A 22,455-nucleotide genomic window follows, 5' to 3' on the forward strand; every position below is an offset into this window, starting at 1 on the left:
ATGAAGGGCCCCGCGACTGCGGGGCCTTTTCTTCGTGAGTGCCATGATCCTGCGCAAAGAGTACTGGTTCGAAGCGGCCCATTTCATCTACAACCACCCTGGCAAGTGCCGGAACCTGCACGGCCACAGCTACAAGCTGTTCGTCTCGCTGGAGGGGCAGGTGAACCCGGAGACGGGCATGATCATCGATTTCGACGACCTCTCGAAGGTGGTGACCGAGAAGGTCATCGCGAAGCTGGACCACCGCTTCCTCAACGACCTGATCCCCCTGTCCACGGCCGAGAACATCTCGGTCTGGATCTGGGAGCAGCTCAAGCCGGCCCTGCCGCAGCTCTGCCAGATCGAGGTGTACGAGACCACCGACAACTGCGTGATCTACCGCGGAGCCTGACATGAAGCGCGCCCTCGCCCTCTCGGCCCTCGTGATCCTCGCCGGCTGCGACGCCATCAATCCGGCCCTGCGCTACCAGGAGGCCGCCCGTCAGCTCCGCTTCTCGCTGGACCGCGTGGAACCCCAGGTGGAGCTGGCCTTTCCCCTGGAGCAGTCGCGGCTGCGGCTGCGCCTGGACGTGGGCGTGGACAACGCGTCGGACATGCGCCTCCGCACCCGGCGCGTGAGCGGGAACCTGCGGCTGGCGGCCCAGGGCGGGGACCATGCCCTGGGCGCCATCGGCTTTCCCGAAGGCATGGACCTGGCCCCGCAGGGGCGGAGCACCCTGCACGCCGAGGTGGTGATGACCTACGCGGACCTCAAGAATGCCTGGGGACCGATCACGGCCGCCGCCACCCGCCGCGAGTCCGCCACCTGGAGCCTGGCCGGCGAGGCCCGCTTCGAGGTCATGGGCATCGAGTTCGGCGTGCCCTTCCGCACGTCGAAGGGCACCGGACGCTGACCTTCGGAGCCGCATGATCCGCGCCGTCGTCTTCGACCTCTGGAACACGCTGGTCTTCAGCCCGGCGGGCAGCCCGTTCCAGCGGCTGAAGGGCCTGCTGCGGCCCGAGCAGGAGCACCTGCACCCCGCCCTCATGCGGGATGGCATGATCCGACCCTACGCGTCCGTGGAGGCCTTCCTGGAGGCCTGGCGGGAGCCCGCGGGGCTGGAGCCCGGGCAGATGGACGCCATGGTCCAGGCCTTCCGCGAGGCGGGTGACCAGGCGGAGTGCTTCCCCGGCGCGCCGGAAGTGGTGGCCGCGGTCCGCGACCTGGCGCGGGTGGCGCTGCTCTCGAACACCCAGAGCTTCGGCCTGGAGCTGCTGGATCGCCTGGGCATCTCCGAGCGCATCCGCCTGCAGCATCGGAGCGCGGACCTGGGCGCCCTCAAGCCCGAGGCCGCGGCCTACGAGGCCGTGCAGCGGCGCCTGGGGCTCTTCCCGGGCAACCTCGCCATGGTGGGCGACAGCTGGACCGACGACGTGGAGGGCGCTCTGGCGGCGGGCTGGACGGCCATCTGGGTGAACCGCGAGGCCAAGCCTCGGCCCCACCACGATCCCGATGCACCCCTCTACGAAGTGCGCAGCCTGGACCGCGTGCCTGAACTCATCGAGAACCTCCAGCTGGGGATGCGCTGCCCGACGTGCCTGGGGTAGCCTTCAGCTCGAAGCAAAAAACGTTTTTCGCCACCGATTTCGCCGATTTCAGTGATGAAAAGCGATTCCATGCCCCAGCGCAGCATGGGCTCATGGGGGGTGGCAGGGCCGCGCTCTCAAAAGGCGCGGCCCTGCCACCCCCCATGACTTCCGGCGCCGCCGGAAGCCGCCTGCGGCGGGCCCATGCGGGAAGCATCCGGGGTGCAATCAGCGCCATCGGCGAAATCGGTGGCTAAAAATCCTTTCGCCGAGAGTTGCCGAACGATGCGGCCGCGCGCGGACGCTCTCCTGAAGGCTTCCTCGACGTGCGTGGTTCGGTGGCTGCCGAGGTGTGTCAGCGCCCCGGCCAGGTCCAGCCCAGATCGATGAACCAACGGAAGCCGGTGCGCGCGTCGCCCTTCACGTTGAGGTAGGCGTTCTGGCGCTGGGCGCTGACCCCGGCCTGGACGCGCAGCACCGGGTCCGGCCGCCACGCCACGACCTGCTGGAGGCCCAGGAACCGGTTGCGCACCGGCGTGGCACCGGGATGGTCCAGGAGCCAGTCGGCCAGGCCGTCCTGATAAGGCTGATCCGTTCCGTAAAAGGACTCCCGGAAGGGGCGGTCGCCCCCGAGCAGCCAGGTCCTCGTCGCCCATCGGGGGGTCCAGTCGACCTCGGCACGCAGGGTGACCGTCCGCGCCTCGCCGGCGGTGGCATTGCCCAGGGGATCTCCCTCTTGATAGAAGCCGGACAGGTAGACGTTCTGCTCGAAGGTGCGGTGGTTCGAAAGACCTGGATTGTCAGGGTTCAGCAGGCTGTTGGCCGTGTCGAGGTACTCCATGCCGAGCCGGACTCTGCCCCAGTTGATCAGAAGGCCGACCGCGTCGTTGGGAACAGCGGGGCTGGGGAGGACGTAGCGGGATCGCTGGTTCCAGGGCCTGAACGGCGCCTGGGTGAGGCTGATCCAGTCGTTGCGGAGGTCCGTGCGGAAGGCCGTGCCCGGTCGATGGATCAGCCACTGCATCCGCGTGTTCACCGCCTTGGAGCCGCGGGATACGTAGAAGCGGACGTCCTCGGCGTCGAACAGGCGCTCGAGAGGATTCAGGCGGATCCGCACACCGACATCGGACGTGGAGGCGCTCTTGACGCGGCCCGTGCTCAGGAAGGAGGAGGAGCCATCGAGGCCGAGCCCTCCCTCGGCATAGGAGTCCTTCAAGCCGAAGAAGGAGGCGATCCAATGGCGGGTCTGGTACCCCTCGGTGAGGGATCTCCCCTGGACGCTGCCGCCGAACAGGTTGATGTAGTTGATGTACAGCTCGGTGCTCTCGCCCAGCTGGGACTCCAGCCGGAGGCCGGAGAGGAAGGGCCGCTGCGGATCTCCCGCGTCGGCGATGGCTCGCCGCCGATACGAGGGATCCTGGCTGTTTTCCCCGATCACCTTGTGGCCTTCCACTTGGCCCAGGAAGATCTGCCCCTTCCAGGTGCCGAGCGGCACGCCGAACACGCGGATGTCCGTGAACGGGCTTTCCACCCGGAACCGGGGGAAGGGTCGGGCGGCCTCGCCCAGGACGTAGCCGCCGTTGAGCCCGTAGCCCCACACGAGGGGTTCCTGTTCAAGCGCGGTGCGCCATCCGCCCGCGGAGGCGTAGGCGATGTGGAAGCGCTGGACGATGATCCGGGACTGGCCCTCGGCATCCCGCCAGGCGTTGATCTGCCCAGCCAGGTCCCAGCGGGCGCCGCTCCATCCGGCCTCCAGGTGCGTGCCCTGGCCGGTGAGGGCGTTTCCGAGGCCGAGGCTGTCCACGAAAGTGGCCGGCGCGCTGTGCTTGTCCCCGGCCCAGACGCCTCCCCCGTACCAGGCGCCCTGCCGTCCCGCGCCAAGGATTTCCTGACGGGACCAGCCGGGTGGCATCTGGGCCGCCAGGGGCAGGCCGGCCAGAAGGCAGGACAGATTCAGCGCCAGTCGATCGTATCTCACTCGGGAATCCATGGTTGGTGGCGCCCGGGAAGTCGAAGGCCTGGCCGCCCGCAGGCGGAGTTCCGGCTCCGCATCCGCCAGTCTATACGGGATTCCCGGGTCATCAGACATGGAAGATCGAGGTTGGGGCGATGTGGAAGGGGCGCTCGCCATACCCTCCGGCCACGCCGGAAGCGGCCTCTGGCCGAGCCATGCGGAACCCACCCGGGCTCCAATCAGCGCCATCGGCGAAATCGGTGGCTGAAAGGTTTTTTGATTGGCCCCGGATCAGGCGGTGGCGCTGTCCTGGCCGGGCAGCTGCACGTCCATCACCACGGAGTGCCGCGGGGTGTCCGGGCGCTCGATCCACTGCACGCGGGCGCCAAGGAGGCGGGCCAGCTGCAGCAGGCCCTCGCGGGCCTCCTGGTGCAGGGCGCCGGAGAGGTCCGGATGCAGGGTCAGGCGCACGTCCGCGCCGCGCAGGCGTTCGCCCAGGCGCACCAGCTCACGGTAGGCCTTGAGCAGCGACGTCTCAGGGCTCTGGTGGCGGCCGGTGCCGTTGCAGGCGGGGCAGGGCTGGGTGAGCTGGCGTTCCAGGGAGGGGCCTGTTCGCTTGCGCGTGAGCTCCACCAGGCCGAACTCGGAGATGCCGCCGGCCCGGGCGTGGTTGCGGTCGCGCTTCAGCTCCTCCTGGAGCCGCGCCAGCACCTCGTCGCGGTGGGCCGGGTCCACCATGTCGATGAAGTCGATGACCACGATGCCGCCCAGGTTGCGCAGGCGCAGCTGGCGCACGATCTCGGGGATGGCCTCCAGGTTGGTGAGGTAGACCGTCTCCTCCAGATCCTTCTTCCCCACGAACTTGCCCGTGTTCACATCGACGCTGACCAGAGCCTCCGTCTGGTTCAGCACGATGGAGCCGCCGTGCTTGAGGAAGACCTTGGGCTGGCGCGCCGCCTCGATCTCGGACTCGATGCCGAAGGCCTCGAAGATGGGCAGGTCCGAAGTGAAGTGCTTCACCCGGTTGGCCCACTCGGGGTGCAGCTTCTCCACGAAGGTCAGCACCTCGCGATGGGCCTCGGGGTCGTCCACCCAGAAGCTGGCCACCTCTTCGCGGAAGATGTCCCGCAGCACCTTCTGCAGCAGGCGCAGGTCGTGCCAGACCAGGCCCGGGGCGGGCACGGTCTCGGCCTTGGCCTGGATCTCCGCCCACATCTGGCGCAGGAAGGCCACGTCGCCCACCAGGTCCTCGTCCTTCTCGCCGATGGCGGCGGTGCGGACGATGAAGCCCTCGCCGGGCTGGGCGTGGCTGCGGATCAGCTCGCGAAGCCGCTCGCGCTCCTCGGGATCGGTGATCTTGCGGGAGATGCCGATGTGGTCGATGCCCGGCATGAACACCAGGAAGCGGCCGGGGAAGCTCAGGTGGCGCGAAAGCCGGGGCCCCTTGGAGCCGATGGGGTCCTTCACCACCTGGACGAGCGTCTCCTCGCCCTCCTTGACGGGGGGCAGGGGCGGCGGCGGGGGCGGCAGATCCTCGGCGACCTCCTCGCCATCCTCCTCGGCGGACAGGTCGGCGCCCAGGCGCTGGGCCATGGGGTCGTCCAGGTACAGGAAGCCGTCCTTGGCCCCGCCGATGCCCACGAAGGCGCTCTGCATGCCCGGGAGCAGCTTGGCCACCCGGCCCTTGTACACATCCCCCACCTGGCTCTTGTTCATCGTCCGCTCGAGGAACAGCTCGCAGAGCTGGCCGTTCTCAAGCAGGGCGATGCGCGTCTCCAGGGGGGTCGAATTGACCACCAGGGACTTGCGGACTTCCATGGAACCAACCTTTCAGAATCGTGCAGGAGGTCGCCATGCCCCGACTGCGGGCCCCAGGGCCGTGCCAGGCCGAAGGGTAGGTCATTTCTACCATGACCCTAGGATGCCGCGCCAACCGAGGGAGGTTCCTAGGTCGGTGCGAATTCTTTGGAACGCGAAAGGCTTGAACGGGAGGGGCAGGATTAACAGGTGGATTGAAAGGATTTAATCTTTTCTTTCATCCTGTTAATCCTGCGCCTGCTTTTCAGTCCGTGAAGGCGCTGACGCAAAGCGGGGTGCGCTCCTGGCGGCGGCGTTCGGTGATGCGGTTGCGCTCGTCCACGAAGACCACCTTGGGCGCCACGGTCTCGGCCTCCTCGGCGGTCATCCAGCCGTAGGCGGCGATGATCACCAGGTCGCCCTTCTGCACCAGGTGGGCGGCGGCCCCGTTGATGCCCACCTCGCCGGAGCCCGGGATCCCCGGGATCACATAGGTGGACAGGCGCGACCCGTTGGTCACGTCATAGATGTCGATCTTCTCGTTCTCCATGAAGCCGGCGGCCTCGATCAGGAGCGGATCGAGCGTGATCGATCCCACGTAGTCCAGATCGGCCCTCGTCACGGTGGCGCGATGGATCTTACCGAGCAGGAAGTGGCGCAGCATGCATCCTCCGGTCCAGGCTCTCAGGGGAGTCCCGGCCAACGCATAAGGATGGACCCAGGTGTACCCTGGGTCCATCCTCGATTTTTACCTGGTCTAGTTGAACAGTACCACGTGAAGGTCCACGCCCAGGCGGGGCGGAGCCACCGGGGGAGGCGCCACGGGCAGGCGGAAGGCTCCCTCCAGGTCCAGACGGGCCCGGGGATCGCGGATCTGGCGGAGCACCCACCGGCCTTCGATGAAGACGTAGCACCGGGAGGGGTCGCCGGGCACCAGGGCCACGTAGCGCCGGTCGTCGCCGGGGCGCCAGTAGCTGTCCATCCAGACGGGGGCCCGGTAGTGGCGGTAGCGGTGCTCGCCCCGGTCGTCGTCATCATCGCGCTCGTAGCGGTGGCGCTCGTACTTGCGCGCCTCCTTGTCCCGCTCCTTCCAGTACTTGCGCTCGGCCTTGTCGCGCTCCTTCCAGTACTTCCGGTCTTCGCGATCATCCCGGCGATCGTCCCTGCGGTCATCCCGGCGATCATCGCGCCGTTCCTCCCGTTCGCCGCGCCAGCCCCGGTGGTCGTCGGGCCGGGCCGTGGCGGGCGGCGCAGTCAGGAAAACGGCCGCCAGGAGGGCGGCGCTCATCACGTGGCGAAGCATCAAACCTCCTGGCTAGTTGAACAGGGCGACGTGGAGGTCCACGCCCACCCGGGGCAGGGGCACCGGGGGAGGCGCGGAGGGCATGCGGAGGACGTCGCGCACCTCGGCCTGGAGGCCCACATTGAAGCCCTTGCGCAGCTCCCAGCGGCCATCGATCAGGAAATAGGCCCGGTCGGTGTAGCGGGGGTCCACGGCGATGTAGGGGCGCTCGGGCAACCGGGCGCCGAACTTCTTGGCCAGGCCCGGGGGCATGCCGCCCTTCTTGGCCAGGCCCGGAGGCACGCCATCCCCTCCGCGGGCATGCCCCGGAGGGCCATCGTTGCCGTGCTTCCCATGGCCGCGCCCCTGGGGCATGGCGATGAGAGCCGCGGAAATCAGGATCGGGACGAGCATGGAACCTCCCGGAACGGGTCCCCGAACGGCAGTCCGGAGGACGCCGCCATTCTAACCTCCGGCCCAGAGGAACGCCCCGATCCATGGGATGAGACGCGCATAGTCCGAAAGGTGGGGCTCATTCTTGGGAAAGATGTTTTCGCCACCGATTCCGCTGATTTCAGTGATGAAAAACGGTTCCCGTCCCCAGCGCAGCATGGGCCCCATGACTTCCGGCAACGCCGGAAGCGGCCTCTGGCCGGCCCATGCGGGATCCATCCGAGCCCCAATCCGCGCCATCGGCGAAATCGGTGGCTGGAAAGCCTTTCGCCGGAGGCCGCTCAGGCGCCCTGGCCTCCGCCGGTTCCCGTCGCGTTCGTGGGAGGGGTCAGGAGGACGTTGTCGATGAGTCGGGTGCTGCCCACGTAGGCGGCCACGCAGAGGGCGCTGGAGCGGTCCACGGGGGCCTGCAGGGGCTCCAGGGTCTGGGCGTCCACCAGCTCCAGGTACTGGATGGAGTCCGCCCCGGTCATGAGGGAGCGCGCCAGCGCCAGCAGCTTCGCCGGCTCCCGCTCGCCCTCCTCGAAGGCGGCCTTGGCGGCCAGCAGGCCCTGGCTGAGGGTCAGTGCGCGCTTCCGGCCATCCTCATCCAGGTAGGTGTTGCGGCTGCTCAGGGCCAGGCCGTCCGCCTCGCGCACCGTGGGCACCACCACCACGTCCACGGTGAGGTTCAGGTCCCGGGCCATGCGGCGGATCACCGCCGTCTGCTGGAAGTCCTTCTGGCCGAAGAAGGCCAGGTCCGGCTGCACGATGTTGAAGAGCTTCGCCACCACCGTGGCCACGCCCCGGAAGTGCCCGGGCCGGTAGCGGCCGCAGAGGGTGTCGGCCAGGTGGCCGGGTTCCACATGGGTCTGGAAGCCCGTGGGGTAGATCTCCGAGACCTCCGGCATGAACAGCACCGTGGCCCCGGTCTCCAGGCAGAGGTTCTGGTCCCGCTCCAGGTCCCGGGGGTAGCTGGCCAGGTCCTCGCCGGGGCCGAACTGCGTCGGGTTCACGAAGATGGACACCACCGTGGCGTCGCAGCGGGCGGCGCTCTGGCGGATGAGGGCCCCGTGGCCCTCGTGCAGGAATCCCATGGTGGGGACGAAGCCGATGCGCTTGCCCTCGTCCCGCAAGGGTCTCAGGAGGGCGCGGAGATCAGCAATGGAACGGACGACTCGCATGGACAAAAGCGGGATCCTTCAGAAAGCGCCTGTCAGTTTACCAAGGGCGCGATCAGGGGTGCCACTGGGTCAGAACCGGACGAACGGCTTCTGGAAGCGTATAGGATTCCCGGTCGTCGGGGAACCCTCCGGAGCGGACATCCTCGGCCCAGAGGGCCAGGGCGTCTCGCAGGTCTTGGAATCCTTCGGCATAGCGGCGCACGAATTTCGGCGAAGTGCCCGGCAGCAGGCCCAGCACGTCATGGAAGACCAGCACCTGGCCCGAGCAGCGGGGGCCGGCCCCGATGCCGATGGTGGGAATCTCCAGGGTTTCCGTCACCCTGGCCGCCAGGTCCGCGGGGATGCCCTCCAGCACCAGGCTGAAGCAACCTGCGTCCTGCAGTTTCTGGGCGTCCTCCAGCAGGCGGATGGCGTCGCCCTTGTGCTTGCCCTGCACCTTGAAGCCGCCCATGGGGTTCACGCTCTGGGGCGTGAGGCCCAGGTGCCCCATGACGGGGATCTCCGCATCGATGAGGGCGTGGATCATGGGCAGGCGCTTGGCCCCGCCCTCGAGCTTCACCGCCTGTGCCCCGCGCTGGAGGAAGCCCCCGGCGTTCCGGAGCGTGTCCTCCACGCTGAGGTGGAAGCTTAGGTAGGGCATGTCCGCCACCAGCATGGCCGTGGGCTGGGTGCGGGCCACGGCCTCCAGGTGGTGGTTCATCATGGCCATGCTGACGGGCAGGGTGTTCTCGAAGCCCAGGCACACGTTCCCCACGCTGTCGCCCACGAGGATGACGTCCACCCCCGCCGCATCGGCGATGCGCGCGGTCGCGGCGTCGTAGGCCGTGACCATCACGAGCTTCCGTCCCGCGTGGTGCCAGGCGTGCAGCTGGGGGAGGGTGACGCGGGTGCGCGCGTCCGCGGGCAGGTGGCTCATGGGGTCTCCGCTGGAAGGTCGAAGCCGTGGGCCTCCATGAAACCACCAAAAAGCCGGAACCGGAGGGGCAGGTTTCCCAGGGGGGCAGAGGCACATCCATCGTAAGGTATGTTTAGGCACCGATTTCACTGATTTCAGTGATTTAAAAGCGATATCCGGCTTCAGCTCAGCATGGGCTGCATGGGAAGCACCCGAGCCCCAATCAGCGCGATCGGTGAAATCGGTGGCAAAAAAAACCTTTCGCCGAGGCACCCCCCTTTTGCCCAGGGCGCGAAAGCCGGGACCGCCCGGTCTGTGCCTCTTGTCACTTAGTCTCGAATTGTGAATCCCCGGCCGCGGATGAGACGATATGAGGCTCTGTTGAAACTGGCCTCCAGCTCGTACCTGACCGATAGGAATGGAATGTCTGAGATTCTCCCGATCCACCCGTCCTCTATGCCGGGTGCCCCGGCCCTCTGCCGGCGCCTCCCGGTCCTGGCCGTCCTGGGCCTGACCCTCCTGCTGGGCGCCTGCCGGGCCCCGGGCATGAAGTTCAACGAGCGCGCCTTCGAGCGGGAGACTCGCACCCAGGTGAACGGCCAGGACGTCACCCTGCATCCCCTGAACCCCGAGACCCTCAAGGCCTACGGGGCCCGCCCGGCCTCCACGGAAGTCAAGGAGCTGCTGGCTGCCAAGGTCGAGCCCTACCGCATCGGCCCCCAGGACATCCTCATGGTCACCGTCTGGGACCACCCCGAGCTGACCCTGCCCCTGGGCCAGTACCGCACCGATGCCGCCACCGGCATGGTGGTGGACGAGGACGGCTTCCTGTTCTACCCCTACATCGGCCGGGTGAAGGTGGCGGGCCTCACGGTGGTGGAGGCCCGCGCCCTCCTCACCGCCAAGCTCGATGACGTGCTCCAGCGCCCCCAGGTGGATCTGAAGGTGATCGCCTACCGGTCCCAGAAGGTCTTCATCAGCGGCGAGGTGCGCAACCCCGCCGTCTACAACGTCACCGACATCCCCTTCACCCTGGCGGAGGCCGTCAACCGCGCCGGCGGCTTCCTGCCCACGGCGGACCAGAGCCACGTCCTGGTCTCCCGCGGGGATCGGACCTGGTCCCTCGACTTCCTCCAGCTCATGACCCGGGGCAACCGCATCGGCCAGATCCTCCTCCGGGACGGCGACTCGGTGCACGTTCAGAACCGCGACGAGGAGCCCGTCTACCTCCTGGGCGAGCTGCGCAACCCCCGCTCCGTGCCTACCTACCACGGCAAGCTGTCCCTGGCCCAGGCCATCTCCGATGCGGGCGGCATCAACACCACCACCGCCGAGGCCCGGTCCATCTACGTGTTCCGGCGCGGCCAGACCGAGAACGCCGTGGACGTGTTCCACCTGGACGCCTACAACCCCGTGGCCATGGTGCTGGCGGACCGCTTCGCCCTCCAGCCCCGGGACCTGGTCTACGTGGACGCCGGCCCCCTGGTGCGCTGGAACCGCGTCGTGAGCCTCATCGTGCCCACGGTCTCCGCCCTCACCTCCACCGCCTCCGAAGTCAAGTACCTCAGCCAGTAGCCCATGCCCCTCGCCATCCGCCGCATCCTCGTCCTGTGCGAGGGCAACCACTGCCGCAGCCCCCTGGCGGAGGCCCTGCTGCGCAAGGCCCTCGGCCCCGCCGTCGAGGTGCGCTCCGCCGGGCTCGGGGCCCTGGTGGCCCAGCCTGCCCACGAGGAGACCCGGCGCCTGGCCGCAGGCCTGGGCCTCGACCTCGAGGCCCACCGGGGCCACCAGGTCAGCCCCGAGCTGATCCGGGACTCGGACCTGGTCCTGGTGATGGACCGGGCCCAGAAGGAAGCCGGCGAGGCTCTGACCCCCCACGCCCGGGGCCGGGTCTTCCTGCTGGGGCACTGGCTGTCCCCCGATGGTGAAGGGACCGCCAGCCAGGAGATCGCCGACCCCATCCGGGGCGGCCCCGACGCCCACCGACTCGCCTGCGAACACATCCAGGGCGCCATCCAGAGCTGGCTGCCCCGACTTGCCCCAAGGAACCCATGAGCGCCACCGAACCATCCTCCCGTCCCGTCGCCCAGGACCTCCGTGGCCCCGGAGGCGGGGACGAGGTCTCCCTGGGCGAGCTCATCGCCAACCTGTGGGAGGGCCGCCACCTCATCCTGGGCGCCACCCTGCTGGCCCTGCTGCTGGGGGGCTACTACGCCTGGCGCAAGAGCCCCATCTACCAGGTGGACGCCCTGCTCCAGGTGGAGGACAAGAAGGGCGGCAAGGGCGGCCCGGGCATGGAGGCCCTGTCCAGCCTGCTGGACCAGCCCACCGTGGCCCAGGCCGAGATCGAGATCCTCAAGAGCAACCTGGTGCTGGGCCGCACGGTGGAGGCCCTGGCCCTCGACACCGTGGCCCAGCCCACCTTCAACCCCCTGGTGGGCGATGCCCTGGTGCGCCGCCGCCTCGACGCCCCCAGCCTGCGCATAGAGCGCTTCGAGGTGCCCGCTCCCCTGCAGGGCACGGCCTTCCGCCTCGTCGCCGGGGAGAACGGCGCCTTCCACTGGGAGGATCCCGATGGCCGGGTGCTGGCCACGGGCCACGAAGGCGAGGAGCTCAAGGCGGCCTGGCAGGGCCAGCCCCTGGTCCTCCAGGTGCGCCGCCTGGTGGCCCCCCCGGGCCAGCGCTTCAGCCTCGTCCGCCAGCCCACCCTCGATGCCATCGAAGCCCTGCGCCGGGACTTGCAGGTGGCCGAGAAGGGCAAGCAGACCAACATCCTGGGCCTCAGCTTCGAGCACCGCAGCCCCATTCGCGGGGCGGAGATCCTCAATGAGATCGTCGCCCAGTACGTGCGCCAGAACATCGAGCGCAAGGCCGAGGAGGCCTCCAAGACCCTGGCCTTCCTCCAGGAGCAGCTGCCTCAGCTCAAGGCCAAGCTGGAGGCCGCCGAGAACCAGCTGAACCAGTACCGCATGCAGGCTGGCTCCGTGGACCTGCCCGAGGAGGCCAGGCTGGTGCTCAAGCAGAGCGTGGACCTGGAAGGCCAGCTCCTGGCGCTCAAGCAGAAGAAGGACGAGACGCTCCGCACCTACAAGGAGCGCTCGGACGTGGTGGCCACCCTGGACCAGCAGATCGCCAAGCTGAGTGGCGAGGCCCGCCAGCTCGATGGCAAGGTGCGGGCCCTCCCCCGCACCCAGCAGGAGCTGGTGCGCCTCATGCGCGATGTCCAGGTGGACACGGACATGTACACCGCCCTGCTCAACAACGCCCAGCAGCTGCAGGTGGCCAGGGCCGGCGAGATCGGCAACGCCCGCATCGTGGACCATGCCCTGCCCAGCCTGCGGCCCGTCAAGCCCCAGAAGCCCATGGTGATCACCCTGTCCGCGCTGCTGGGCCTCTTCGGCGGGATCGGCCTGACCCTGCTGCGCCGGGCCCTGCACCGGGGCGTGGAGGATCCCCGCCTCATCGAGAGCCGCCTGAACCTGCCGGTGGTGGTGACCGTGCCCCACAGCGACCAGCAGGGGATCATCCACAAGGCCATGCAGCGCCGGGAGGCGGGCCTCCACCTGCTGGCCCAGGCCCAGCCCGAGGATCTGGCCGTGGAGAGCCTGCGCAGCCTGCGCACCAGCCTCCACTTCACCATGATGGACGCGAAGAACCCCGTGGTGCTGATCACCGGCCCGGCCCCCACCATCGGCAAGACCTTCGTGAGCGCCAACTTCGCCGCCCTGCTGGCCCAGTCTGGCACCCGGGTGCTGGTGGTGGATGGCGACCTGCGCAAGGGCCTCCTCCACCGGCCCTTCGGCCTCCTGGAGCGGGGCCAAGGCCTGTCCGAGATCCTCTCGGGCCAGGCGGACTGGAAGGCGGTGCTGCATTCGGGCGTGCTGCCGGGCCTCGACCTCATCACCACCGGCACCCTGCCCCCCAACCCCGCCGAGCTGCTGATGACCAGCCGCCTGCCGGACTTCCTCCAGCAGGTGTCCGGGGCCTACGACCTGGTGCTCATCGACGCCGCCCCCGTCCTGGCCGTCACCGACCCCGTCATCCTGGCCAAGCACGTGGGCACCACCCTCCTCATCGCCAAGGCCCGGATGCACTCCCTGGAGGAACTCCAGATTGCCCTCCAGCGGTTTGAAAGCGGTGGAGTCAAGGTCAAGGGTTGCATCTTTAATGATATAACCGCAGTCGATGGGGGTTATCGATATTATCGCTATGCATATCATTATGGGTACAACAAATAGATATTATGAAAATCCGATTGTTCTATAGATTCATTTTTAACAGATGTATTAACGATAATCCCAGGGTTTGGCATAGTCACTTTGGATTTAACAAGAACGCTATAAGGTTAAATTTTTAATGCGCTAAATACCAGCGGTATACAACATATTTTTAGTTGGCCTAATGAGCATATCACAAGAAAGTGCGGTCAAATTCTTGCCCGAATCTCGGGACAAATACAAGGGCATGTCTGTCCGTCAGGTTTCCCTCCGAGAGAACTTTTCTTGGACGTTATTAGGCAATATGATTTATGCTGCAAGTCAATTTGGCTGGATAGTCCTTATTTCTAGACTTGGGACTCCAGCGGCTTTGGGCGAATTTTCATTGGGGTTCGCTATAACGGCACCCATTTTTATTTTTCTGAATTTGAAACTTCGTTCTGTTCAAGCCACGGATGCTCGTGGAGAATTTCGCTTCGGTCACTATCTCGGGGTGCGGATCATTTCCAGCATTATGGGATTACTCGCTGTATTAGTTGTAATTTATCTTACGGGGCATGGCAAGGATGTATCAATCATTGTTGCAGTGGGGTGTGCTAAATTTATTGAAACAATGAGCGACATCTATTATGGGTATCTTCAACAACATGAGCAGATGCGCGAAATTGCAATATCCATGATAATCAAAGGTATGCTTTCTTTAATGGCGTTGGGATTTATATTTGCAACTACTAGAAGCGTTTTTTGGGGGATAGTAGGACTTGGGTTAGCTTGGCTTATTGTTCTTCTGATATATGACATCCCCAAATGTAGTGCACTGAGAAAGAGGACTTTGGAAAGAGAGAATGAGGCAGTGACACTGCGTCCGTTATGGGAATGGGGTCGGCTTCGAAATCTTATTGTGATGACTTTACCGCTTGGAGTTGTAACAACACTAGGATCATTAAATGTCAATATCCCGAGATATGCAGTGGAGCAGTATTTGGGGGCCAAGTATCTCGGGATATTTGCAGCATTAGCGGCCCCTCTAGCAGCGGGTGGCATTATCCTGACGGCGTTAGGACATGCAGCTACTCCCCGGTTAGCTATTCTTTATGCGGAACAAAAGAGGCATAAATTTCTACGTCTCCTTGGTCAAATGATTGGAATTGCGTCTTTGGTTGGAATGATTGGTGTATTTTTGGTTGTAGCCTTTGGGCAAAAAATATTGCGAATTCTTTATGGACCGGAATATGCCGGACATACTCTGATTTTTTTCTGTTTGACATTTAATGTGGCGATCCTGTTCGTGTATACATTTTTAGGGAATGCCATTCATGCGATGCGACAGTTTAAGGTTCAATTGCCGATTCATATTGTTAGTGCGTTGACTATATTGCTGTTAAGCAAAGTGTTGGTTCCTCGATTTGCACTGATGGGAGGCGCTCTAGCCTGCCTCGGAGGTAGTGTCATTGAGTTTGTTGCTTATACCGCGTGTATGTTGGCTTTGTATCGGCGTTGGGTAAAAACACTTGAGGTTAAGGTTCATTGATGCGAATTTTGATTCCCCAAGCTTCTTTAGACGACTTGTCGCAACGGCGTCCGGTAAAGATATTGAATATCTTTGGCCGAATGGGACGAGGCGGCGCGGAGATACGCACATTAGAACTGATGCGGCGGTTGGACCCGAATGTATACCAATTAGATTTTTGTGTTCTATCAGGTCTTGCCGGCGAGTTGGATGCGGAAATTCAATCACTCGGCGGGAAGGTTTTGCCATGCCGTCTTGGAATTTTATTTCCATGGAGGTTCAAGAAATTAATAAAAAATGGGGAATACGATATCATTCATTCACATGTTGCATTTTTTTCTGGGTTAATACTTGGTTTGGCAAAAAGCGTAGGAGTGCGAGGTCGAATAGCTCATTTTAGAAGTACGCTGGCATCTACGCTGTCTTTTCGTCGAAAAATACAGAATGTGTTCATGGGATATATGGTGAATCATTATGCTACAAAAATCATTGCAGTGGGTAAAGGTGTAATGCTTCGTTGTTGGGGGAATGATTGGGATAAAGATCCGCGTAAACTTATTATTTATGACGGATGTGACCATACTCATTTTTTAGGAATGTCCAGTAGTGACCTCCGAAAAAAATTAGAACTCACGCCAGAACACCGTGTAGTGATTCATGTGGGTCGGTTCGACCCACCTAAAAATCATGAGAGATTGATTGAAATTTTTTATGAACTTTTTAAAAAGGAACCGATGGCTCGGCTTGTTTTACTGGGCCGCGGGGGCAATGAAATTGAAAGGCGAATTCAAACTCGGATTACCGAACTCAACCTTAAAAACCGTATTTTTATTGTTGGGGAACAAAGTAATGTGCACGAATGGATGGCTGCGGCGGACCTCCTCCTCTTTCCCTCGTTGTGGGAAGGTCTGCCCGGGGTCGTCTTGGAGGCCTGTGCTGCAGGAATTCCAGTGGTAGCGAGTGATCTTCCTGGATCTCAAGAAATTGCATCATATTTCCCTTCTGTTTATATAAATTCTCTTCAATCGTCAAATGATCAATGGGCTAACAAAATTCATGAAATTCTAAACTCTCCGAACGACCGAGTGACAATTCAGAATCAATTTATTGGGACTCCATTTACATTAGAAAAATTTCTTGGCGCCCACGAAGAACTCTGGGGGCAATGGAGAATCAATGAAGAAAGGTAATGATTGGCATGATTTGATCACAATTAATTTCCTCATTATTATGCTTATCTGTGTATGGGGGTTAAGTGGTTTATTTATCAGACTGAATCTGAGACTCGTTTCGTTATTAACCACTGGAATCGTTATTATAACTTGGCTTGCAATATATCGCACCACCGGTAGGAATCTGTGGTCCTTTACGGTGATATATCTAAGTGTGTTTATTCTGTTCCACTTCGGATTGATTATTGTTTTTTTGACGCCATATGATTATCAAAATCAGATGATGAGTTTTGTTCAGCAATGGTTCGATGGACCTTATTTGATTCAAGCAATTATTGCGTCCATACTTGGGTTAATTGCATGTGCCATTGGAATGATTATCGGCAAAAGGGTCTCACCGCAAGGTGGCTCGAATGATCATGCCTATATAAAGAGATTAAGATTCAGCAAAGCAGGATTTTGCTTAATGCTAATAGGTGCAGGTGGCTGGTTCGTTTTATCGATCCATTACGGTGCAGCTGGTATATTAATAGGTGCCTATGGCGATTACTTAACCCAGGTAGAGGGCGGGGTGATGGCCTATTGCTTCGCATTATTGGGGATTGGAGCCGTTTTATTGGGTGCAGGGGAATCATCAGATTGGCAGAAGCTTGGTTTTGGTGTATTTATAATTTTCTCGATAGTTGCCATTCCAATAGGAATTCGAGGGCAGGTTCTTTTCCCTGCTACCTCAATGATGGCTGTAATGGCAAAAAGAAGGAATTTTATTACGCAAAAGCAAACACTAGTACTTGCAGGTGCCGTTCTATGTCTAATCGCTTTGGTCGGACAACTGAGAGTAGGCGGTATCAAAAATTTCAGCCGCGGTACAATGACAGCTAAACCTTTAGACGCAGTTGCAGAAATGGGTGGATCAATTTATCCAGTCGTTCTTGTTGTTCGCGCCCATGAAGAAGGTAATCCCTACTTATATGGAACCTCTTATTGGGCACCCGCGGAAAGATTAATACTTAAAATGATACCTGATGCAAAGAGATTACCTGCTGATCAGGATCAACGACTTTCAAATGTATGGGTATTTAAGAATTACGGTCCCTATGGATTCTCACCGATCGCAGAGGGTTACCGAAATGGTGGGTTTATCGGCGTAATAATCGCCTTACTATTAATTGGTTTTATGATTGGTCTTATTGAGGCGTGGCCCAATCATCCAAATCTTCAACTGTTATCAGGTATAATATTCATGCCGTTATTTATTCAAATTCGTAACGCTTTTACACCTGTATTGACCCAATTGATTGTAGGACTACTGGTTGGATTATTTGTAATAAAGGTGGGCCCAATTAAAGTAGATAAATATTGAGTTTTTTATTCATATTGAAATGGCGCGGTATTGGTAAACAATGTGTTCGTTTTGATTCTTTAGGATTTACAGAGGAATGGCAGATTTTCACCTGCGTGTCTTGAGGGGTCTCGTATATATATCAAAAACATTGTTCACTCAAATGCCTGTAATCGGGTTGAAGTTACAATGCCCCAATTTAACCACATCTGGGCTTGTTGGGGTTGAATCAGTAGTGACGCGAAATATTCTGGCGTACAGTACGGTTGTTGGGGTGCCTGCACATTCGGTCAATTGGTATTGACCATACAAAAGCGGGATAGTTGTTGACTATAATGATTTCGAATATGTCAAGAATATAATAGCTGTGCGTAAATTTCGTGAATTTGTCTGCTGGTAAGCGTGACATTAAACATGCGTGAGGCCTGCGCTTGACCAGCAGTTGCAACGATGTCCCGGAGCTGTTTGCTATCCATGGCTTTTCTTATTATTCGAGATAAAGATTGAGGATTTCGAGTCGGGGTGAGCCATCCCGTAACCTCATCAACCACCACTTCTGGCAAGCCTCCGACATTAGACGCAATGGTCGGCACCCCCGCCAGCATGGGCTCCACCACCCCTCCGCAATTCTCTGAAAAGGGGACATGGATGGCCAAGTCGAAATCCGCCCAAAGGTTGGCAACCTCATGAGACGGAAGGAATCCCGGCATCAGGATGCGTCCTGGGCCACAGGCCGCGGCCCTGCGTCTCAGTTTGGCCTCGTAGGACCCCACTTGGCCGGGGGGCTGCCCCCACTGTCCTCCGATCAGGACTCCGGTCCAGTCAGGATGGTCCGGCAGCACCTCACATAGTGCGTCGATGACGTCTTCGTGCCCCTTCAGACCTCGGGTCTGGCCCAGGTAGCGTTTGGGGGGGTACATGTAATTCATGTTCCCAATGAGGATCTGGGACTCGGGAAGGTCGAAGCGGGCTCGCAGGATGTTGGGGCGCCGGGTGCTGAACGACTCGATTCGCGTGCCGTAATAGCTCAGGAACAGGCGGTCGCCGGGGATTCCCGCCGCTTCGTAGTGTCGGAGGATGCAGCGACTGGAGCCGATCCACCGATCGGCCGGACCCGCCGATCCGATCTCCCAATTCCGATAGAAGCTGTGTTCGAGGTGCAGCGGACCGGGGACCTGAAACAGCCTTGGGATGGGGTGGTCTTTCCCAAGGGCGTAGCGGGCCACCAGGGTGGTTCCCACGAAGTGGCTGTGGATGATGTCCGGGCGAATCCGGTCCACCAGCGCCCGGAGGCTCCTCAGGGTCTGGGGCAAGGTCCACGGAGCCCGCGCGGGAAAATCGGTGGCAAGCTCATGAATGATCGCTCCGGCCTGTTTCCAGGCGGGGATGGTGCGGCCCTCCAGGGAGGGCAGGGCCACATGGACTTCGACCCCATGCTTCGTCAGCTCTTCGGCTTGGAGCGCGGCCCAGGTGGCCCCATCTGATGTCTTGACCAGGTGGAGAACTCGCATCAGTCGTCCAGGCGGTGATCGGGGGTCCGGATGAGCTCGCTCAGATGCCGGTAGAAGGCCTCCCGGCGGGACTGAAGGATGGACGCTTGGTAGTCAGAGGCCACCCGTAGGTTCCTTGAAGCCATCTCGCTCATGCGCCTTGGATCTCCCAGGACCTCCATCAGGAGGGAGGCGAGGCGCTCCGGGTCCTTGGGGGGGACGCGATCCTCGCTGGGAATCAGTTCGGGGATCCCTCCGACATGGGTGCCGATGCAGGGAAGACCTGCCGCCATGGCCTCGATGAGGACCCGCGGCAGGCCCTCGGCGTACGAGGGGATCACGAAGAGGTCCGCCGCACGGAGCCGTTCCCAAACCGGTGGTCCCGCGGGCAGTTGGCCCATGAAAGCAATGCGGTCATTCAAGCGCAGGTCCCTTGCCAGGGCTTCGAAGTGTCCACGCAAAGACCCATCTCCCAGGACCTCGAGTTGCAGAGTGGCTCCGCGCTGGATGCAGATCGTCATGGCGCGCATGAGCGTATCCAGGCCCTTGTAGTACTGAGCCAGCGACCCGATGAAGACCAGTTTCCTTGGCGCGGCCAGATCGGGGGTATTGGCCGATCCCACCTCGAACTGTCGGGGGGAAGTGGCATAGGCCTGCTCGGGCAGGGAAATGGAGGAGTAATGCGTGGTGTAGGCCGCCGGATGCGGGGGGTAGGCCTTCTGGAGGGTTTCAGCCGTGACATAGGAGACTGCTTGAGCGGAAGTACATTGCTTCCGCAAGCGACGGACCGCGAGATGGCGGAATAACATGGCTCCAAAGGCATCCACGCTGCCTGGCGCCAGAGAGTCGTAGGGATTTCCCACGACCTCCAACCCAATGGGCCGGCCATGGCTCCTGAGGAGTGGCTCAGCCAGGTTCCCCACCTGTCCAGGGACCCGGAGAACGCCGCAATCTACTTGCTTAACAGCAGCCTGCACGGCTCGGAGGATCCGGTGGCGTGCTTTGAGGTACTGCCAAGGCCCTTGGTAGTCAGGAAGAGGCACCACTCGGACCCCAGGGCCCTCGACGGGTATCCAGGAGTCGGGGAGGGGGCATGCCTTGGCGACTCTGGCCAGGATCACCACTTCCTGGAAGGCGGACAGATAGCGCTGCCAGAAGGCATAAACGTAGTGAGAGTCCGAAAGGACCCGGCCACCTGGACCGGATCCGAACCGGTACTCGAGAGCGACCAAAACCCTTTGCCGAGGGGAAGCCAATGAACCGGTGGCGAATCGCCCGTCCTCTTCGAGGGTGGGATGGGAGGAATTCGTCGTACAGCCGTCAATCGCCATCAGCCCCTCAACATTGCCAAATGCCCGGCCACAAGTCTCGTGCGGTGACCGGGTCTTCCCACTCGGATCAGAGTCGAGTGATGTCCTTTTCTCGCGGAAGGATGCCCTTGATGTCAAACATGACGGTGCCGGGTGTGGACACCGCATGAACATCGAATGAGGTGAATTCTCGGTGGGCCACAGCGAGCACCACGGCTTCGAAGGGGGGACACCCAGCCTCAAGGGACTTCGCCGTGGGCAATCCGTACTCTCGATGAACCTCTTCCGGGTCCGCCCAGGGATCGATGACCGTGACCTCGCATCCGAAATCCTGTAGCTCTTTCACCAGGTCCACAGCCTTGGAATTCCTGATATCCGGGCAGTTCTCCTTGAAGGTGATGCCCAGGACCAGGACCCGTGACCCTTCAATCCGGTGGCCCTGGCGGATCATGAGCTTGATGAGCTTGTTGGCGGCAAAAACGGGCATGTTGTCGTTGATGCGCCGACCGGCGAGGATGACCTCGGGGTGGTAGCCCAGGCTTTCGGCCTTGTGGGTGAGGTAGAAGGGGTCCACGCCGATGCAATGCCCCCCCACGAACCCTGGCCGGAAGGGAAGGAAGTTCCACTTGGTGCCGGCGGCCTCCAGCACTTCCAGGGTGTCGATCCCCATGCGGTCGAAGATGAGGGCCAACTCGTTCACGAAGGCGATGTTGATGTCCCGCTGGCTGTTCTCGATGATCTTTGCCGCCTCCGCCACCTTGATGCTGCTGGCCTTGTGGGTGCCGGCGGTGATGATGCCCCGATAAAGGGCGTCGACGAAATCGGCTACTTCGGGGGTGGAGCCCGAGGTCACCTTCTTGATCTTCGTGAGGGTGTGTTCCTTGTCGCCAGGGTTGATGCGCTCGGGGCTGTAGCCGCAGAAGAAATCCCGGTTGAAGGCGAGGCCGCTCACCCGCTCCAGGACCGGCACGCAATCCTCCTCCGTGCACCCGGGATAGACGGTGGATTCATAGATGACGATGTCGCCCTTCTTGAGCACCTTGCCTACAGTCTCGCTGGCCTTGATTAGCGGCGTGAGGTCTGGACGGTTGAAGCGGTCGATCGGGGTGGGCACCGTCACGATATAGACGGTGCAGGCCCGCAGGGCCTCCAGATCCGTGGTGACCTTCAGGCGAGTGGCCGCGGCCAACTGCTCCGGAACCACTTCCAGGGTCCGGTCCAGACCTTGTCGCAAGTCTTCGATGCGCTGCGAATTGACATCGAAGCCAATGGTGTCGAAGGCTTTGCCGAATTCCACGGCCATGGGGAGCCCCACATACCCAAGCCCGATGATGCCAAGGACAGGTTTCATGCCAGGCGCTCCGGATGCTGCTGGTACCACGCTACGGTGGCCGCCAGGCCCTGCTGGAGCGTGGTCCAATCGGTGTACCCCAGCAGCTCCTGGGCCCGGCTCACGTCTGCCAGGGAGTCGCGGATATCGCCCTTGCGATCGGGGGCGTGGATGGGGGAAAGAGAAGAGTTCAGCTCCGTGGCAATGCCCTGATAGAGCTGGTTCACGGTGGTGCTTTCTCCGCAGGCCACATTCACGAGGTGGGCGCCTGGGCGCAGTTCTCCGAAGAGGGCGCGCAGGTTTGCCTGCACCACGTTCCCCACGAAGGTGAAATCCCGGCTCTGCTCCCCATCTCCGAAGATGGTCGGGACCTCACCCTTCAGCAGCTTGGAAATGAACAGGGGAATGACGGCGGCATAGGCCCCGCGCGGGTCCTGCCTCGGTCCGAACACGTTGAAGTAGCGGAAGCCGACCATGGTCAGGCCATAGGCGTTGTGGAAGGCCTGGGCGAAGTCCTCGTTGCCCTGTTTGCTCGCAGCGTACGGGGAGAGGGGGCGGCCCCTCATGGCCTCGGTCTTGGGGCTGACGACGAGATCCCCGTAGACCGAGGAGGACGAGGCGTAGACGATGCGGGTCACACCCGCCAGTCGCGCCTGGTTGCAGAGGGTGACGAAGCCGTGCAGGTTGTTGAAGGAATAGAGCTCAGGTTCCAGCATGGACCGGGGCACGGACCCCAGGGCCGCCTGGTGGGACACGGCATCCACGCCTGCGCAGGCCCGCGCGCAATCCGCAGGAGAGGTGATGTCCCCTTCGATGACCTCCAGATCGCCCTGGAGGGCCTCCAGGTTGCGGCGGTCCCCCGCGCAGAAGTTGTCCAGGACCCTTACCGCATGCCCTTGGGACAGCAGTGCCTCCGCGAGGTTGCTGCCGATGAATCCGGCGCCGCCGGTTACGAGGATTTTCAACAGATAGCT

Annotated in this window: 20 protein-coding genes; 9 read left to right on the forward strand and 11 right to left on the reverse strand. The window is 61.9% G+C overall.

The window, feature by feature from the left end:
• Nucleotides 1-43 precede the first annotated feature (43 nt).
• The 3 genes from queD to MLG87_RS13470 are packed head-to-tail and all read left to right on the forward strand — an operon-like array spanning nt 44 to nt 1,587.
• Entirely contained in the window at nt 44-391 is a 348-nt protein-coding gene (gene queD, locus MLG87_RS13460; protein ID WP_243295660.1) for a 6-carboxytetrahydropterin synthase QueD, read from the forward strand.
• Nucleotide 392: 1 nt separating this feature from the next.
• Nucleotides 393-893 (forward strand): hypothetical protein, encoded by a 501-nt coding sequence (locus MLG87_RS13465; RefSeq protein ID WP_243295661.1) that lies wholly within the window; start codon nt 393-395, stop codon nt 891-893.
• Between the two features lie 13 nt (nt 894-906).
• Nucleotides 907-1,587: an HAD family hydrolase gene (locus tag MLG87_RS13470; RefSeq protein ID WP_243295662.1), complete on the forward strand. Its 681-nt coding sequence runs from the start codon at nt 907-909 to the stop codon at nt 1,585-1,587.
• Nucleotides 1,588-1,921: 334 nt separating this feature from the next.
• Here the strand turns inward: MLG87_RS13470 and MLG87_RS13475 are convergent, their stop codons facing one another.
• From MLG87_RS13475 to panB, 7 genes are all read right to left on the reverse strand, one after another.
• Complete coding sequence (locus MLG87_RS13475) at nt 1,922-3,544, reverse strand: capsule assembly Wzi family protein (protein ID WP_243295663.1); 1,623 nt, start codon at nt 3,542-3,544, stop codon at nt 1,922-1,924.
• Nucleotides 3,545-3,811: 267 nt separating this feature from the next.
• Complete coding sequence (locus MLG87_RS13480) at nt 3,812-5,338, reverse strand: Rne/Rng family ribonuclease (protein ID WP_243295664.1); 1,527 nt, start codon at nt 5,336-5,338, stop codon at nt 3,812-3,814.
• A gap of 244 nt (nt 5,339-5,582) precedes the next feature.
• A complete protein-coding gene (gene panD, locus MLG87_RS13485; RefSeq protein WP_243295665.1) occupies nt 5,583-5,981 on the reverse strand; it encodes an aspartate 1-decarboxylase in 399 nt (132 codons plus the stop codon).
• A gap of 93 nt (nt 5,982-6,074) precedes the next feature.
• Nucleotides 6,075-6,620, reverse strand: coding sequence for a hypothetical protein (locus tag MLG87_RS13490; RefSeq protein WP_243295666.1), 546 nt, complete (start codon nt 6,618-6,620; stop codon nt 6,075-6,077).
• A gap of 12 nt (nt 6,621-6,632) precedes the next feature.
• Complete coding sequence (locus MLG87_RS13495) at nt 6,633-7,013, reverse strand: hypothetical protein (protein ID WP_243295667.1); 381 nt, start codon at nt 7,011-7,013, stop codon at nt 6,633-6,635.
• A 320-nt stretch (nt 7,014-7,333) separates the two neighbouring features.
• The gene (panC, locus tag MLG87_RS13500; protein WP_243295668.1) at nt 7,334-8,215 is read right to left on the reverse strand and encodes a pantoate--beta-alanine ligase; all 882 of its coding nucleotides are present in this window, start codon (nt 8,213-8,215) and stop codon (nt 7,334-7,336) included.
• Between the two features lie 52 nt (nt 8,216-8,267).
• Nucleotides 8,268-9,131, reverse strand: a complete 864-nt coding sequence (gene panB / locus MLG87_RS13505; protein ID WP_243295669.1) for a 3-methyl-2-oxobutanoate hydroxymethyltransferase — start codon at nt 9,129-9,131, stop codon at nt 8,268-8,270.
• A gap of 402 nt (nt 9,132-9,533) precedes the next feature.
• Between panB and MLG87_RS13510 the strand changes: the two genes are divergently transcribed.
• The 6 genes from MLG87_RS13510 (at nt 9,534) to wzy (ending at nt 17,372) form a co-directional block, all read left to right on the forward strand.
• Nucleotides 9,534-10,685 carry a polysaccharide biosynthesis/export family protein gene (locus MLG87_RS13510; protein WP_243295670.1) on the forward strand — a complete coding sequence of 384 codons (1,152 nt, stop codon included), beginning with the start codon at nt 9,534-9,536 and terminating at the stop codon, nt 10,683-10,685.
• Nucleotides 10,686-10,688: 3 nt separating this feature from the next.
• Nucleotides 10,689-11,165 carry a low molecular weight protein-tyrosine-phosphatase gene (locus MLG87_RS13515; protein WP_243295671.1) on the forward strand — a complete coding sequence of 159 codons (477 nt, stop codon included), beginning with the start codon at nt 10,689-10,691 and terminating at the stop codon, nt 11,163-11,165.
• Nucleotides 11,162-13,348 carry a polysaccharide biosynthesis tyrosine autokinase gene (locus MLG87_RS13520; protein WP_243295672.1) on the forward strand — a complete coding sequence of 729 codons (2,187 nt, stop codon included), beginning with the start codon at nt 11,162-11,164 and terminating at the stop codon, nt 13,346-13,348. The genes MLG87_RS13515 and MLG87_RS13520 overlap by 4 nt, the downstream gene beginning before the upstream one ends.
• A gap of 163 nt (nt 13,349-13,511) precedes the next feature.
• Complete coding sequence (locus tag MLG87_RS13525) at nt 13,512-14,858, forward strand: oligosaccharide flippase family protein (protein ID WP_243295673.1); 1,347 nt, start codon at nt 13,512-13,514, stop codon at nt 14,856-14,858.
• Nucleotides 14,858-16,027, forward strand: coding sequence for a glycosyltransferase (locus tag MLG87_RS13530; RefSeq protein WP_243295674.1), 1,170 nt, complete (start codon nt 14,858-14,860; stop codon nt 16,025-16,027). The genes MLG87_RS13525 and MLG87_RS13530 overlap by 1 nt, the downstream gene beginning before the upstream one ends.
• Entirely contained in the window at nt 16,014-17,372 is a 1,359-nt protein-coding gene (gene wzy / locus MLG87_RS13535) for an O-antigen polysaccharide polymerase Wzy (protein ID WP_243295675.1), read from the forward strand. Before MLG87_RS13530 ends, wzy begins: the two co-directional genes overlap by 14 nt.
• A gap of 329 nt (nt 17,373-17,701) precedes the next feature.
• Here the strand turns inward: wzy and MLG87_RS13540 are convergent, their stop codons facing one another.
• The 4 genes from MLG87_RS13540 to MLG87_RS13555 all read right to left on the reverse strand — a co-directional run bounded on the left by MLG87_RS13540 (nt 17,702) and on the right by MLG87_RS13555 (nt 22,446).
• On the reverse strand, nt 17,702-18,862 hold the full coding sequence (locus tag MLG87_RS13540) for a glycosyltransferase family 4 protein (protein ID WP_243295676.1): 1,161 nt from the start codon (nt 18,860-18,862) through the stop codon (nt 17,702-17,704).
• Nucleotides 18,862-19,650, reverse strand: coding sequence for a glycosyltransferase family 4 protein (locus MLG87_RS13545; protein ID WP_243295677.1), 789 nt, complete (start codon nt 19,648-19,650; stop codon nt 18,862-18,864). The genes MLG87_RS13540 and MLG87_RS13545 overlap by 1 nt, the downstream gene beginning before the upstream one ends.
• 589 nt (nt 19,651-20,239) lie before the next feature.
• The gene (tviB, locus tag MLG87_RS13550) at nt 20,240-21,502 is read right to left on the reverse strand and encodes a Vi polysaccharide biosynthesis UDP-N-acetylglucosamine C-6 dehydrogenase TviB (protein WP_279341292.1); all 1,263 of its coding nucleotides are present in this window, start codon (nt 21,500-21,502) and stop codon (nt 20,240-20,242) included.
• Nucleotides 21,499-22,446, reverse strand: coding sequence for an SDR family oxidoreductase (locus MLG87_RS13555; RefSeq protein ID WP_243295678.1), 948 nt, complete (start codon nt 22,444-22,446; stop codon nt 21,499-21,501). Before MLG87_RS13555 ends, tviB begins: the two co-directional genes overlap by 4 nt.
• Nucleotides 22,447-22,455 lie beyond the last annotated feature (9 nt).

This window comes from Geothrix mesophila (genome assembly GCF_022808835.1).
In the GTDB taxonomy this organism is placed as follows: Bacteria; Acidobacteriota; Holophagae; order Holophagales; family Holophagaceae; genus Geothrix; species Geothrix paludis.